Origin of the sequence: Pedobacter sp. N23S346 (genome assembly GCF_048515415.1) — a bacterium.
In the GTDB taxonomy this organism is placed as follows: domain Bacteria; phylum Bacteroidota; class Bacteroidia; order Sphingobacteriales; family Sphingobacteriaceae; genus Pedobacter.
Genome location: NZ_JBLYEE010000005.1, coordinates 173,714 through 188,785 on the forward strand (window position 1 = coordinate 173,714; position 15,072 = coordinate 188,785).

The following is a 15,072-nucleotide window of genomic DNA, read 5'->3' on the forward strand; positions in this document are numbered from 1 at the left end:
TAATTCTTTAGTTTATATTTTTAATTTCCCCATATTTTCCGGCATAAAAATCACGATAAGCACCTATAATTTCTTGCTGCGAATTCATTACAAATGGCCCTTCGGCAACGATTGGCTCTGCATAAGTTTCGCCGCCAAAGAGCATAATATCAATGGCAGTTTCCGATGTGTTTTTAATTTCAATTTCGCCAGCTTCTCTATCGAATTCTACAAACTCTCCTTTTTGAAATTCTACTTCGTTGAGTGTTGCCTTTTGAGTGGGCAAAAATGCGGCAACTTCAATTTCTTTTTTAATTTTAAACGAAAACTGTTTAGCAGGCTCCAATTGGATGTGATATAAAAATTGCTCTGAATAATTTGGGATTTTAGACCCTAAATCTTCAAAATTTCCTACCACTACTTTTATCGTTCCGCTATTGTCGGGCAATGTTTTCTGCGGTACTTCATTGGCCTGGATAGCGATGTGAGCTGGTTTTTCTGCTTTATTTTTCGCAGGCAGATTTATCCAAAACTGGAAACCCTGAACATATTTGCTATCGGTCTGGCTATCGTAATTAAAATTTTCATCGTGTATGATGCCGTTTCCTGCTTTCATCCATTGGGCACCACCCGAATATATTTTACCGCCATTACCGGCACTGTCAAAATGTTCCACTTCGCCTTGTAAAATATAGGTTAGGGTGGCAATACCACGGTGCGGATGCGCACCCATTCCGTTTTTTGTAATGCTATTTTTAATGGCTGGTGCTACATAATCCAAAAATACAAATGGACCCACGGCACTGGCATAGCGATTGGGCAACATCCGCTGAATGGTAAGCGGACCCAAATCGGCTCTGCTGCCTTGTGTAGAAAAACTTGCTTGCTTCTTCATAAAAATTACGCTTTTATTTTATGAGAAAATAGATATGAAACTGCCAGAATGATTAAGAAAACAAGAGGCATAATGGCAACAGAAATAGGGTCGCCACTGGCAATATGTGCAATAAATGCAGAAATAAACGTGAGTGCAAACCCAAAATAAGCTAAAGATTTTATCTTATCCGAAACCATTGGTAAGATTAAAATCAATGCACCCAATACTTTTAAAATCCCCAATTCAACCCTGAAATAATCCGGAAAACCAAGATGCACAAATGCGGCTTTCATATCCGGATTGGTAAAATAGCCAAAGGCACTGAAAAGCATCATTGCAGTGATAATTCCTGTTGTAGCCCAATAAATAATTTTGTTTGTTTTCATTTTCTTTAATTTTTTAAGTTTAGTAGTTCGTTATTTGATGGTGTAAAATTGCATCAGGAACAGGCGTTAAAACGATGAGGTATGATAAAAAAAACCGTTGACATTTATCAACGGTCTTACCTTATTTTATGGGGCTATTTATTATCCTTTGTTCACAAGCCCAATTCTGGTTTGTTTAAAATTTTGTTCATTCACTTCTTTCGCAATATAATGCCCTACGTTACCTGCAAATATTTCTTTGCTTTCGCTTTGTGGAAAATATTTTTCTTCAAAAAGATAATTACCATCATAGTCGCCCTCCACAATCATTGTGGGGCAGACAACCACATAATTGACATCTATAGCTGCAAGATAAGTGTATGCATCCCAGTGGTCAGCTCTTGGATTTCTCAAAAATGCGGGCTGTCCTGGTAAGTCTCTTCTTAAGGTATTGAAATTTAAAAGTGTCAAGCCCGAACCTGCCACTACAATCAATCTTTGCTCTTTTGAAATATACTTAGTAACTAATTTTATCAATGGTGTTAGCACTTGCGTAGGATCTTCAAGATCTCTGTTGGCTACAGTACAAGCTATAGCATCATAATCCTTGATGATAGCTGAAATCTTAGCTTCATCGTCTAAATCTCCCGAAATGATTTTTACACCATCTATTGGAAATTCGGTTTGTCGGATATAAACAGTTACTTCATTGCCAAGTTTTAAACTCTCTTTTACAATCTGTTTGCCCACTAATCCTGTGGCTCCAAATACAATTACTTTCATTTTATATTCTTTGTTTTTATTTATTTTTAAATGACTGTTTGTAAATCAATTTATTAAACCGTATTGATAGATACAGTCTTTTTTACCACGGACTCACTTCAGTCTCAAAAATGCGTTGATACATTTTTATTGGTTTTGATTAGATAAATTTGCACAGAAAATGATGCCCGTAAAGATGAGATATGATAATAAAAACCGTTGATAAATGTCAACGGTTTGCATTATTAAAAGAGTCTTGGAGTTATATATTTACTACAATCTTACCAAATTGCTGGTTGGATTCTAAATAATTATGAGAAGCAACGATATCATCAATACTAAAGACTTTATCGATAACGGGTTTCAATTTTCCTTCGGCTAATCCTTTATCAATAAAAGTAATTGCTTGTACTAAAACTTCCATATTCCCCATTACCTCAATTGCTGAATAGCCTCTGATCGTTGGAGTTTTCATCAAAACATCAAATGCTGGGAAACTGGCAGGTTCGTGACTTAATGCACCGTAAACAAAAACTTTCCCGTTCTCGGCTACCGCGCTTAATAGATTGCTGAATTTAGCTCCTACAACAGGATCTAAGATTAAATGCGCACCTACATTTTCTGTAATTTTTAAAACTTCAGCAGCAATATCTTGTTCAGATGTTACAATTACGTGAGCGGCACCCGCTTGTAATAAAGCTTCTTTTTTCTTTGACGAAGTGGTTAAAGCAATAGCAATTCCTCCAACATAATTGGTCATTTGGATAGCCGCCAATCCGGCACTGCTCGAAGCTGCATTAATAACCACAAATTGTCCCGCTTTTAATTGTCCGGAATGCACCACCATACCAAATATTGTTAAATAACTTGTCCAAACAGAAGCGGCTTCATCAAAAGACAAATTAGATGGGTATTTATGTATTGCATACGCTGGCATATTAATATATTCGCCATAAGAGGCATAGTTGTGTAAAGAAAAGCCGGGAACAACATTTACTAAATCGCCCACTGCCAAATGCGAAACTTCGGCACCAACTGCTTCGATAATCCCTGCAGCTTCATAGCCTAATTGTGCTGGAAAAATAGGATTCTCGATATACATTCCTTGACGGTACATTGCATCGGCTCTGTTTATCCCTATCGATTTAACCTGGATGCGTACTTCTTGAGCTTCTGGAAAAGCAACCTCAGTTTGTTCAACTTTTAATACTTCTGGTGATCCTGTCTCGTGGAAAATAACTGTTTTTGATAATTTTGATGAATTACTCATGTTTTCTCTTATTTGATTTAACGATGTAAAATTGCAACCTTAAAGCATCCGAAAACGATGAGATGGGATAAATAAAAACGTTGATATGGATCAATGAAAAACGAGCTTGCTGAATTTGCCAGACAGGTTTATCTAAACATCACTAAAATGCCGTCACGGCTTCTCCAAGGTCATAGACCGCTTTTCCTGCCAAACTGTTGTTTATAATGCTACTGCCTATTGCACTTCTGTATCCACCTGCGCAATGTACTACAATGGGCTTTTCGGTTGGAATTTCCTTTACCCGTTCTCTCAGTTCGGCCAGCGGTATGTGAATAGCCGTTTCAAAAATCTGCTTTTCTGATACTTCTGACATATTTCGAATATCAATGATCGTATAATCAGTTTGATGGGCGCTAAAATTTGTAAGATCTAAAAAGCTAGGTATCGTAGTGTCAAATGACCCAACAAATGCTCCCTTTATTTGAGCTTCATAGCCAATTTTGGCAATTCGCTCAATCAGTTCAGTCAACTGGCTTTCTGTTTCGGCTGTTAAATAGAACCACTCAATTGGGTTGATGATACTACCTAACCAAGTTTCAAATTTCCCACCAATTTGGATATTAATGCTGTTGGCAAAATGCGCTGCTTTAAATTGTTGTTGGGGTCTTGTGTCTATAATGATAACATCGGCCTCCAGCTTGTGGGCATCAAACTCGTCATTGATTTTTTCAAGTCGTGGAACACCGCTGATACCTGCTAAAAAGTCGTTTGCACCTTTTTTGTTAAGGGCTACATCAAAGCCAAAATACTTGGGAATAAAAGGCTGGTCGGCCATCAGCTGTTTTACAAATTCCTCTTCGGTACATTTTTGCAAACTCCAATTGGTCAATTTTTCTGCACCCATTGTACTGCTGTTAGCTTCACTCAATCCTTTACCGCAAAGTGTCCCCGCCCCATGTGCAGGGTAAACTAATACGTCATCATTAAGCGGCATTAATCTATTTCGCAGCGAATGGAACATCTCCTTTGCCAAAGCTTCTCTTGTAGCCGTTATTTTTCTTGCAGTTTCCCTTAAATCGGGCCTGCCACAGTCGCCAATAAACAAGGTGTCTCCCGTAAATACGGCGATGTCCTTACCTTCCCCCTCCAATACGACACAAATACTGTCTGGCGAATGACCCGGCGTATTCAGCGATTTTAGTTTTACACTTCCAATATTCATCTTATCTCCATCGTCAAACCCGTGGTGTGGATATTCCGCACCTACTAATTTACTGGTGTAAACAGTTGCACCGGTAGTTAAGCTGATTTCGAGATGGCTGCTCACGAAATCGGCATGTGGATGGGTTTCTACTACGCCAACAATTTTTACATCTTGCTCTTTTGCAAAGTCGTAATAGGGTTGCGGGTTTCTTGCTGGGTCTATCAAAACCATTTCTCCACCACTTACAATTGCATAAGCATAATGTGCCAAAGGCTTGTCTTCAAACTGTTTTATCAAATATTTTGTATTCATTTCTTTTGTTTTCTAATATTAATGAGGTAATTTTTCTCTGAAATAACCATATACCCAGGTACCTGCTAGAGCACTTAAAAAGGTTAGGATGACTACGAAAAACCCGCTTCCAATCTGGGCAAACAGAGGCCCCGGACAAGCACCTGTAATTGCCCAACCCACACCAAAAATCAGCCCTCCGTAAATTTGACCTTTGTTGAATTTTTTATCCTCAAAAGTGATGGGTGCTCCACTGAATGTCTTGACATTAAAACGTTTGATTAGCCAAACAGATAGCATACCAACCAGTACGGCCGTGCCAATAACGCCATACATAAAAAACGATTGCAGACCAAACATTTCCTGTATCCGAAACCAACTGATGACTTCTGCTTTTACGAATACTATTCCGAAAATAGTTCCAACGATTAGGTATTTGATATTCTTCATTTTTAAAGGAGTTTAAAGATTAAAGGCAAAATGATGTTGGTTGAGAAAAAGCCGCCTACCATAAAGCAGCAGGTAGCAATTAGGGATGGCATTTGCAGATTTGACAAGCCCATTATGGCGTGACCGCTGGTACAACCACCGGCATAACGAGTTCCAAAACCCACGAGAAAACCGCCGATTATAAAAAAGAAAAAGCCTTTAAGTGTAAAGATATTTTCTACGCTAAATATTTGGGACGGCATTAACTGGCTATAATCGGTAATTCCAAATTTTGCTAAACTGTCTCTGGTACCTTGGGCTACAACTATTTCATTAGGATTGGTTAGAAATTGCATAGCTAAAAAACCACCCAGGAAAATACCCAGTACAAAGAATATATTCCATAATTCTTTCTTCCATTCGTATTTAAAAAATGGAATGTTGGCCGGGATGCACATCGCGCAAATGTGACGTAGGGACGATGAAATGCCTAATTTTTTGTTACCAATAAGTAACAACATAGGTACAGTTAATCCAATTAAAATACCTGCAACTGCCCAATGCCAAGGTTCTTTTATCAATGCTATCATAGTAAATTATTTTTTTATTTAATGTTTTAATACGAAATGTTATACGCTGGTTTCTATTTGAAAATCAATTCTTTTATAAGGATGTAAATGCCCGTAATGAGTACAAACCATCCAAAAGCCGGCTTCAATTTTTCATTGCTCATTTTTTTACTTAGAAACATCCCTGCAAAAATTCCGATTACAGCTAAGGCCGTGAACGCCAATAAAAAGCTCCAGTCTATATTACTGTCGGTTAAACTGCCTGCAAAGCCAATCAGAGAATTGAGGGAAATGATTACAAGCGAGGTGGCGACCGCATTTTTCATAGGTAGTTTTGCCGAAAAAATTAACGTTGGGATAATAAGGAAGCCGCCCCCAACACCTACAAAACCAGTTAATAGACCAACAAAAATGCCTTTCCCTGCAATATTTATTTTAGTCGCATTTACACTGGTCAAATCTGCTGTAGGGTTTTTACCAATCATTGAAAAAGAAGCTAAAATCATCAACACCGCAAACGCCAGCATAATAAAAATGTCTCTGGTAACGGTAAAATCTAAAATTGTAAAGAACTTTTCCGGAAGTAATGGTATAAAAAACTTTCGCATCATGAATATGGAGATTACACTGGGCAAGCCAAAGTATAGCGCAATCCTATAATCTAACAAATTTTCTCTTGCGCCTTTGATACTGCCCATTAATGCCGAAATCCCAACAATAAACAATGAATAGACAGTGGCCTGGCTTGGTGAAATATGCATTACATACACCAATATGGGAATAGTGAGAATAGAGCCACCACTGCCGATCAAGCCTAATGATATGCCTATTAATAATCCAAGAGCAAAGCCAATTATTTCCATATAAAGATAGTTATGTATCTATGTTATTTTTCAAAAAATTTAGAGGTCGTTACAGCAGTTCTCCAGACAGTTCACAATGTTCTTCATTTTTGGAAACCGCAGGGAAACGTATTTATTTCTGCTTACTTTTTCAGAAATTAATACACCCTTATCTTCCATTAGCGTAATTTGTTGTGATGCTATTGCTTGTTCCAAATGAAGTGCTTCTTGTATTTCAAGTACAGTCATCCGTTTATTTTCTGTCAGTAAATCTACAATGGCCAATCTTACGGGGTGTGCAATTACTTTCAGCATATTTACCGCTACTAATAATTTGTCAGCTTGTATTCGTTCATTTAGTACCATTGGTTGTTATTTAGATACAAAGATAGTTATTTATCTATGTATTCAAAGTATTTTTTTTTTGCATCTACTGGATTACATCCTTACAGCCATTTAAAACGATGAAATATGATTAAAACCGTTGATAAATATCAACGGTTTTTAAAATTACCAATTCCTGCTTTTACCCCAACGGAATCGGTCTTCATCTTCTCCCGTGTAGTCTGGGTCAAGATAAACGTGTACGCTTATGATTAAATTATCCCGAAATTTGAATACGTTACAAAAACGTCCACCTGGAGTTTTGCCACCTTCCCAGGTTTTTCCATCGAGTTTTCCTTTGGAGGTTCCTTCTACAATTAAGAAATCGCCTGATGGCATAAAATTCAAATGATCATAATCATGCAGGATTGATTCTAAACTTCCCTCAAAACCTTTTACCATCTCTAAAAACGCATCCTTTCCGAACCCAAAACCGAATTTTGGAAAATACAACTCCACATCCTGATGAAATAAATCAAGGATTTCAGGACTCCCCTGATCAGCCAATTTAAAATATTGATTGGCAATAGCTATTTTTTCCTGGTCTTTCATAATGTTATTTATAGATTCCTTTAGTTTCTAATCGCTTAGCCCTCGGTCTTATTTTAAAAAATTATTTAAATCTGATTTTTAGACCGATTGGTTAAAAATGATGTCCTGACTGACGGTGTTATTCGGCGGCAAAGCTACCACCACTCATTGCTTTCTGAAATGCTTGTGGGTTCCAATACTCACGGTAGTTTACAATTAGTCCATCACGGAAGGTCACAAAAGTGGCGTAGCTCATTTCATAAGGATTACCGTTACCAATTACCACACCTGATGCACTCCATTCAGCAATGGCTACATTGGCATCATCAGTACCATAGATTTTAATATTTGGGAGTGATTTTACATCAATGTAACTTGGGTAATCTTTTAAATAAGCATATAAAGCCTCACGACCTTCAAACCTTGCCTGTGAACCTTCTGGTGCAAAAGGAAATTCTGCAACAACGTCTTCAGCACATAGTTCCGACCAGCCTTTCATATCTTTGGCTAGAAAAGTATCTAAACTTTTACGTAATAATTGAGCTGCGTTTGAATTTGTATTTTCCATTGTTTTAAATTTTGATTTAAATCTATATTGATTTGACGATACAAAATTGCAACAGAAACAGGGGAAACAACGATGAGATATGATAAAAAAAAACGTTGATATGGATCAACATTTTTTTTTTATGAATAAGCTGTGCAGGTCGTCGGTCATATAAAATACGCGAGTAAAGGGATTATAACTGAACCATATAGGTAAGCACTTAACCTTCCATTGATTTAGAAAAAACATACCTACTAAACAATATCAATTAAGGATAATTCAGTAACATTGGCCAATATTATTCTGTAATTTTAGCTGTGGCAAAAAAAAACAACACTGGTACTCATAGATTTTCAGATCAGGAATTGGTCCTTTCTTTAAAGGAGGGAGACAGAACTGCATTTGCTGAAATTTATGAGCGGTATTGGTCGCTTCTTTTATCGCATGCAATCAGGATGCTGCAAGATCAAGATGTAGCACAGGATATTGTTCAGGACATTTTTCAGATGCTATGGGAAAAGAGACTGACCTTAAATATTCATACCTCTCTGTCATCATTTCTATATACTTCAGTCAGATATCGGATTCTTGACCAAATGAAACGTGATAAAATAGAAGATCGTTTTCTTTCATCATTACAAACCGAGATTGAAAGTGGAGTTAGAAGTACTGATGATGCAATTGCGGAAAAGGAATTTACCAGAAAAATTGAAGAAGGATTAAACAAACTACCGCCAAAAATGCGAACCGTATTTGAATTGAGTAGAATTCATGAATATTCTTATCAGGAAATAGCTAAAGAGCTCAATCTTTCGGAAAATACCGTTAAAAAACAAATCAGTAACTCGCTAAAAATCCTCCGTAACAGCATAAAAAAAGGATACTCGTTATTTTTTTAACAATTATTTCATTTTAATATAACACAAAACCCATTTTCGATCTTCATAACTATATCATCATCCTAAATTTTGATTAGTTATGAATAAAAAGGCAGCGGAACAACTATTTGAAAAGTATTTAGCTGGTAATTGTACGCCCGAAGAAATGGTATTAATCAAACGGGCTTACAATAAGGAAATTCCCAACAGTGTTAAGGATATCTCTGAAAAAAGGTACAGTGAAATGAAAGTGAACATGTGGAGTAAACTGAAGCAAACAGATACCTCCCATTTTGCAATTCACAGTTTTTGGTCAAAAGTTGCAGTAGCGGCTATTTTGCTGTTAACAACCGGGGCTGGACTCTACTTTTTTGTCTTGAAAGAAGAAGTGGTTGATAAAAATAGTGTATCAGTTTATACTAATAAGGATGTCGCTGAAAAAAATACTGTTGTACTGACACTGGCCAATGGAAAAAAGATCAGCCTGAGTGACGCTAAATCCGGCGTAGTTATCAAAACATCAGCACTAACTTACGATGATGGAACAGTTATAGAAAATGTCAATTCAAAAGGTTCTGACATTACTGCAATAAGTACACCTCGTGGGGGTCAATATAACATTGAATTGCCTGATGGCACAAAAGTAGTCCTGAATGCCGCCAGTACGCTTAAATTCCCTTCAACATTTGTGGAATCAGCGAACAGAACTGTTGAGCTCGGCGGCGAGGGTTATTTTCAGGTAGCTAAAGACAAAAAGCATCCATTTATAGTTAAAAGCGGTAATCAGGAGGTGAAAGTACTTGGAACGCACTTCAATATCAATAGCTATCCTGATGAAGCCAGCATAAAAACTACATTAGTAGAAGGCAGCGTAGAGATCAAAGCACTGTCCGGTACCTTTAGTAACAGAAAACTGGAGCCGGGACAACAGGCGGAATTGTATAATGGTGGTATTGAAGTGACCAGAGTAGACACTGAATCTGTACTGGCATGGAAAGATGGAGATTTTATTTTTAACGATGACATTACAACAATCATGCGACAGATTTCCCGCTGGTATGACGTCGAAGTGGTTTACCAGGGTAAGATTTCATCAAAGGAATTTGTAGGGACGTTTTCCAGATCAAAGAACATCAGTGAAATTCTAAAAGCGCTTGAATTAACTAACCGTGTCCACTTTAAAATTGAAGGAAGGAGGATCACAGTTATGCCTTAGTTTATACAAAACATAGCTTTTCTGTGAAAAAACCGGAGGCGTTGGAAGCGCCCCCGATAATATCTGGTTAAGCTAATACTTATGCGACTAAACACAAATTTTAAACACTTAACCTATCAACAAATGTATAAATTTTACTATACAATTGGACATTTCCTAACCAGCTGTGTCCGGCATACCATAATGACTACATTGTGGCAGAGAACAGATGACAATCCTAAATTTAAAAGGAGGTCCTTGCGGGGAAATTTTACTTTTATCTTGTTAATTCTTGCCTTGATGCAGTTGGCATTTACAGTCAAAGCACAAAACATCACGATCTCAAAAAAAAATGCCAGCCTTACTGAGGTCTTTAGAGAGATCCGCAAACAAACCGGATATGATTTTGTCTTGCCGAAAGATTTACTTAAGGACGCAAAACCCGTTACCATACAGGTCAAAAATGCTGACCTCGAGGATGTGCTTAAAATATGCTTTGAATCGCAGCCATTTACCTATAAGGTCAATAATAAAGTGATCATTGTTTTTAGTGAAACCCAAGCTGTTAGTCCTGGAAAAATCATCGGCGGGCCAGAAATAATTAACATTCGCGGGCGGGTGCTGAACGATGAAGGGGAACCGCTGGAAAATGCGACAGTTAGGGCAAAAGGGAATCTCCGGGCTGCAACTACTAATCAGGATGGGGTATTCCACATCGAAGATATAGAAACAGGAACGGTACTGAGTATTTCATATGTTGGTTACCGGACAATTGAAGTGAAAGTTACAGTTAAACTTAACGAAATTAGGCTAAGCACAGATAAATCTCCACTTGACGAGGTTAAAGTAATTGCCTACGGAACAACAACATCCCGTAAAAGCACCGGTGAGATATCGACGGTTACTGCGCAGGATATTGCCCGACAGCCAGCTTCAGATATACTACAGGTACTGCAAGGTCGTGTAGCGGGACTGGTGGTGAGACCATCAAGCGGTTTTTTTTCAGGTAATTATAGTGTTAAGATCCGGGGAAATAACAGTATCCCGATTAACGGGGAAAATGCCGTGAGCGATCCCCTATACGTCGTGGACGGAGTTCCACTAACCGCAGGTAGCGGCGACCCGAATGGTGGCGGAATAAACCAGAATGGCATTGTGGGGCCTGTACAAGGACAGAACCCATTATTATACTTAAATCCTTCGGACATTGAAAGTATTTCGGTACTGAAAGATGCCGATGCAACAGCACTTTATGGTTCCAGAGGTGCAAATGGCGTTATTTTGATTACGACTAAAAAGGCGAAACCAGGAAAAACGCAGGTCGATGTAAATGTATATACAGGTTACAGTCAGCAAACTAAAAAGCTGGAACTGATGAATACGCAGCAATACCTGGCTATGCGGCGGGAGGCCTTAAAGAATGATGGTCTTATTCCTGATAATCAAAATGCCTATGACCTGTTGGTTTGGGATACAACCCGCAATGTGAACTGGCAGAAACAACTGCTGGAAACCGCTAAGACGACCGATGCCCAGATAGGATTTTCTGGTGGTGACGAGAAAACCACCTTCAGGCTTAATACCGGTTATCATCAGGAGACGCCGCCCTTTCCGGGCAATTTTTCCGAGCGACGTGTGAGTAGTTTATTGAATATCGGTCATTCGGATTTTAACGGGAAATTACGGACTAACCTTATTGTAAATTATGCCAACACCTACAGTAACTTACCAGCTTCGGACATTACCGGTTCTGTATTACAGGCACCTCATGCGCCTGATATTTACAATGCTGCGGGTAATTTGAATTTTGGTGGCTGGAGACCTGCAGACTTCCCACGTGCTTTTACATCTTTAGAAAAGCCTTACAAGGCCAATACAAATAATTTTTCAAGCAGCCTTGTTGTTGACTACAGCATTTTGGCAAATTTGCATTTTAATGTTTCCGGTGCTTACAATCTGACCAATCAGAATCAGACACAGCTCAATCCCGGGACAGCACAAGACCCTGATGGAATCATACGAAGGGAATCAACCTTTGGCGAGAATAATTATAAGACCTGGGTGCTGGAGCCAACGCTAAAGTGGACGCTCCCTTTAAAAAACAGTAACCTGGAAACACTGATCGGGGCGACTTATCAGGAGAGTATAGCTGACGGTAACCGGATCTCGCTTGGCGGTTTTACCAATGACAAACAACTCGAAGACAAGGCAGCCGCATCAGAATTTTTCCTTGCCGGAAGCAATTATACGCAAACCAAGATCCAGTCTGTTTATGCCCGTGTTAATTACAGTTTGTTGGACAAGTATATTATCAACGTCAATCTGCGCCGGGATGGTTCAAGCCGCTTTGGTCCAGGCAATCAATTCGGAAATTTTGGTTCTGTTGGTGCCGCATGGTTATTTAATGAGGAGAAATTGGTAAAAGATGCGTTTCCCTTTCTGAGCTTTGGTAAATTAACAGGCTCATATGGTACCACCGGGGGCGATCAGATTGGTGATTACGCTTACCTATCAACGTATACATCCGGTTCCGCTCCCTATGACGGAAATCCGGTATTGCTTTTAAATAACGCGGACAATCCGGATTATAAATGGACCGTGAACAAAAAATTAAACGTCTCGCTGAACCTTGGCTTTTTCCAAGACCGGCTATTGTTCACTTCAACCTATTTCCGCAACCGTACAGGAAACCAATTGGTTTATTATCAATTGCCCGCTTTAACTGGCTTTAGCTCGGTAATTGCTAACCTGCCTGCACTGGTGCAGAATAAAGGATATGAATTTCAATTAACTTCCAAAAACATCCAGACCGACAAGATCAGCTGGAGTACCTCGGCTAACCTGAGTATAAACAGGAATAAATTACTCGCTTTTCCGGGACTCGAAAGTTCAACTTATGCAAGTCAGTTCACAATAGGGCAACCAATATCCCGTACTGCGCTTTATCACTATACCGGTCTGGACACCCAAACAGGAACATATACATTTGAAGATAAAAACAACAATGGCACACTTGATCCTATCGATGATCAGTCATTTTACAATAACGACCCCTCTTTTACCGGGGGAATAGACAATAACCTGCAGTTCGGAAATCTGTCCTTCAGTTTCTTCTTCATCTTTACCAGGCAAAAAGGGTTTGAGAACATCTATAACTTCGTACCTGGAGCATCTCAGGCCAATCAGTCAACAGCACTGATAGATGACCACTGGCAAATGCCGGGTGATAATAAAAAGTACGCCCGCTTCACGACTTATGGTGAGGATATTGTTAATTATGGGCAATCTGATGCGCTTTGGGTTGATGCTTCATACATCAGGCTTCAGAATGTTTCTCTTTCCTATCGCCTTCCATCTACGTTTTGGCCAAGTAAGCATATGCCAAGTACCACGATCTCCCTGCAAGGGCAAAACCTGTGGACCATTACAGGCTACAAAGGTACAGATCCTTCTAACCCAGGATTGCAACTGGCGCTGCCGTCGAGGCGCTTTTTAACGGCCAGAGTCCAGTTTATTTTTTAACCCATTAATTACAGAACATGAAAGCAAAATACTTTTTAAAGCTACTGGCCTTAACAATAATTGTTCAGTGTATGGGGTGTAGCAAGTTTTTAGATGTAGACCCACCTAAAACCGCACTTTTGGCCTCAGAGGCATTTGAGACTAATGAAAGTGCCATTGCCGCAGTTACCGGTATGTATGCCCAAATGAAGAGTTTATCAGAGTCACCTGCCGGTTATGCCGCCACCCTTTATCCAGGGCTTTCAGCCGATGAATTGGTAAACTTTAATGCTAATGCGGACCTTGAACAATTTGCCGCTAATCGACTTAATCCCCTAAATTCTATCGTTTCCAATATTTGGACCAGTAGTTATAAAATGATCGGCCAGGCAAACAGTGTGATTGCTGGTTTAACGCGATCGACGACCATTACTCCGTCGCTTAAATCACAGCTTCTTGGTGAAGCCAAAATATCCCGTGCGCTGATTTATTTTTACCTGTTGAACTTATTCGGTGACGTACCTCTGGTGCTTACTACTGATTGGAAGGCTTCACAGGCGATTTCCCGTTCATCGCAGGCAGAAGTGTATACGCAGGTAATAAAAGATCTGACAGAAGCCGCAATTGAGACTTCAGCGACTTACCCTACAGCAGAGAAAGTAAGGCCTAACAAGTATGCAGCGCTCGCCTTACTAGCCCGGGTTTATCTATATACAAAGGATTATAAAAATGCAGAGGCTGCTGCCAGTCAGGTAATCGAATCTGGTATATATGGCCCATTGCCTGGTATTGACGATGTTTTTTTAGCCAATAGTACTGAAGCGATATGGCAGCTGGCTCCTACGATTGGTGTGGGCTATGTGACTTTTGAGGCCAATGTATTTATCCCCGGCAGTACCCAAGGACCACCCGATTATTATTTCAGCGATAAGTTGATCAATGCTTTTGAGGCAGGTGATAAACGCAAAGATCACTGGATGGAAAGAAGAGACTATCTTGGTACAACATACTATTACCCTTTTAAATATAAAATTTTGAGCGCTTCAGGAGGCTACGGTGAATATTACACCATATTAAGGCTTTCAGAAACTTACCTCATCCGCGCCGAAGCCAGGGCACAGAATGATAATCTCGTGGGTGCTTTAGCAGATTTAAATATTATTCGCGAACGCTCCCGGGCTGATGTTTCCATGGACGTTCCAGATCCTTTACCGGCTTTATCCTCATCATTATCTAAGCCTGATGTATTGATTGCGGTTGAACAGGAACGAAGGACAGAACTTTTCGCAGAATGGGGACAACGCTGGTTTGATTTGAAACGGACAGGGAGGGCAAACGAAGTGCTCAGTCCTGAAAAACCGAATTGGAGTGTTAACGGTCAATTGTATCCCCTACCCCAGTCAGAAATATTATTAAATAATAAACTCACTCAAAATCCTGGTTATTAATAGTGCCAGGTTTACAAA

15 protein-coding genes are annotated in these 15,072 nt (G+C 39.3%); 4 read left to right on the forward strand and 11 right to left on the reverse strand.

All coding sequences use genetic code 11. The annotated features are described in order from the left end of the window. Window positions 1-7: 7 nt before the first annotated feature. The 11 genes from ACN1CD_RS11125 to ACN1CD_RS11175 all read right to left on the reverse strand — a co-directional run bounded on the left by ACN1CD_RS11125 (window position 8) and on the right by ACN1CD_RS11175 (window position 8,053). The gene (locus ACN1CD_RS11125; protein WP_419130466.1) at window positions 8-874 is read right to left on the reverse strand and encodes a pirin family protein; all 867 of its coding nucleotides are present in this window, start codon (window positions 872-874) and stop codon (window positions 8-10) included. A 5-nt stretch (window positions 875-879) separates the two neighbouring features. Further along, window positions 880-1,242, reverse strand: a complete 363-nt coding sequence (locus ACN1CD_RS11130; RefSeq protein WP_419130467.1) for a DoxX family protein — start codon at window positions 1,240-1,242, stop codon at window positions 880-882. Window positions 1,243-1,383: 141 nt separating this feature from the next. Further along, window positions 1,384-2,004, reverse strand: a complete 621-nt coding sequence (locus ACN1CD_RS11135) for an NAD(P)-dependent oxidoreductase (RefSeq protein ID WP_419130468.1) — start codon at window positions 2,002-2,004, stop codon at window positions 1,384-1,386. A gap of 241 nt (window positions 2,005-2,245) precedes the next feature. Further along, the gene (locus ACN1CD_RS11140) at window positions 2,246-3,253 is read right to left on the reverse strand and encodes a zinc-dependent alcohol dehydrogenase family protein (protein ID WP_419130469.1); all 1,008 of its coding nucleotides are present in this window, start codon (window positions 3,251-3,253) and stop codon (window positions 2,246-2,248) included. 142 nt (window positions 3,254-3,395) lie between these two features. Beyond that, the gene (locus ACN1CD_RS11145; protein ID WP_419130470.1) at window positions 3,396-4,751 is read right to left on the reverse strand and encodes a rhodanese-like domain-containing protein; all 1,356 of its coding nucleotides are present in this window, start codon (window positions 4,749-4,751) and stop codon (window positions 3,396-3,398) included. Window positions 4,752-4,769: 18 nt separating this feature from the next. Then, complete coding sequence (locus ACN1CD_RS11150; RefSeq protein ID WP_419130471.1) at window positions 4,770-5,180, reverse strand: DUF6691 family protein; 411 nt, start codon at window positions 5,178-5,180, stop codon at window positions 4,770-4,772. 2 nt (window positions 5,181-5,182) lie between these two features. Next, complete coding sequence (locus ACN1CD_RS11155; RefSeq protein WP_419130472.1) at window positions 5,183-5,749, reverse strand: YeeE/YedE family protein; 567 nt, start codon at window positions 5,747-5,749, stop codon at window positions 5,183-5,185. 53 nt (window positions 5,750-5,802) lie between these two features. Continuing rightward, window positions 5,803-6,591, reverse strand: a complete 789-nt coding sequence (locus ACN1CD_RS11160) for a sulfite exporter TauE/SafE family protein (protein ID WP_419130473.1) — start codon at window positions 6,589-6,591, stop codon at window positions 5,803-5,805. A gap of 39 nt (window positions 6,592-6,630) precedes the next feature. Further along, complete coding sequence (locus ACN1CD_RS11165) at window positions 6,631-6,936, reverse strand: ArsR/SmtB family transcription factor (RefSeq protein ID WP_419130474.1); 306 nt, start codon at window positions 6,934-6,936, stop codon at window positions 6,631-6,633. Window positions 6,937-7,080: 144 nt separating this feature from the next. After that, window positions 7,081-7,506, reverse strand: coding sequence for a nuclear transport factor 2 family protein (locus tag ACN1CD_RS11170; protein WP_419130475.1), 426 nt, complete (start codon window positions 7,504-7,506; stop codon window positions 7,081-7,083). Between the two features lie 118 nt (window positions 7,507-7,624). After that, on the reverse strand, window positions 7,625-8,053 hold the full coding sequence (locus ACN1CD_RS11175) for a nuclear transport factor 2 family protein (RefSeq protein WP_419130476.1): 429 nt from the start codon (window positions 8,051-8,053) through the stop codon (window positions 7,625-7,627). A gap of 296 nt (window positions 8,054-8,349) precedes the next feature. Here ACN1CD_RS11175 and ACN1CD_RS11180 point away from each other — a divergent pair, with 296 nt between their 5' ends. The 4 genes from ACN1CD_RS11180 (at window position 8,350) to ACN1CD_RS11195 (ending at window position 15,054) form a co-directional block, all read left to right on the forward strand. Continuing rightward, entirely contained in the window at window positions 8,350-8,931 is a 582-nt protein-coding gene (locus ACN1CD_RS11180; RefSeq protein ID WP_419130477.1) for an RNA polymerase sigma factor, read from the forward strand. Between the two features lie 79 nt (window positions 8,932-9,010). Next, window positions 9,011-10,126 (forward strand): FecR family protein, encoded by a 1,116-nt coding sequence (locus ACN1CD_RS11185; protein ID WP_419130478.1) that lies wholly within the window; start codon window positions 9,011-9,013, stop codon window positions 10,124-10,126. Window positions 10,127-10,405: 279 nt separating this feature from the next. After that, complete coding sequence (locus ACN1CD_RS11190) at window positions 10,406-13,627, forward strand: SusC/RagA family TonB-linked outer membrane protein (RefSeq protein WP_419130479.1); 3,222 nt, start codon at window positions 10,406-10,408, stop codon at window positions 13,625-13,627. 17 nt (window positions 13,628-13,644) lie between these two features. Next, window positions 13,645-15,054 carry a RagB/SusD family nutrient uptake outer membrane protein gene (locus ACN1CD_RS11195; protein ID WP_419130480.1) on the forward strand — a complete coding sequence of 470 codons (1,410 nt, stop codon included), beginning with the start codon at window positions 13,645-13,647 and terminating at the stop codon, window positions 15,052-15,054. Window positions 15,055-15,072: the final 18 nt, after the last annotated feature.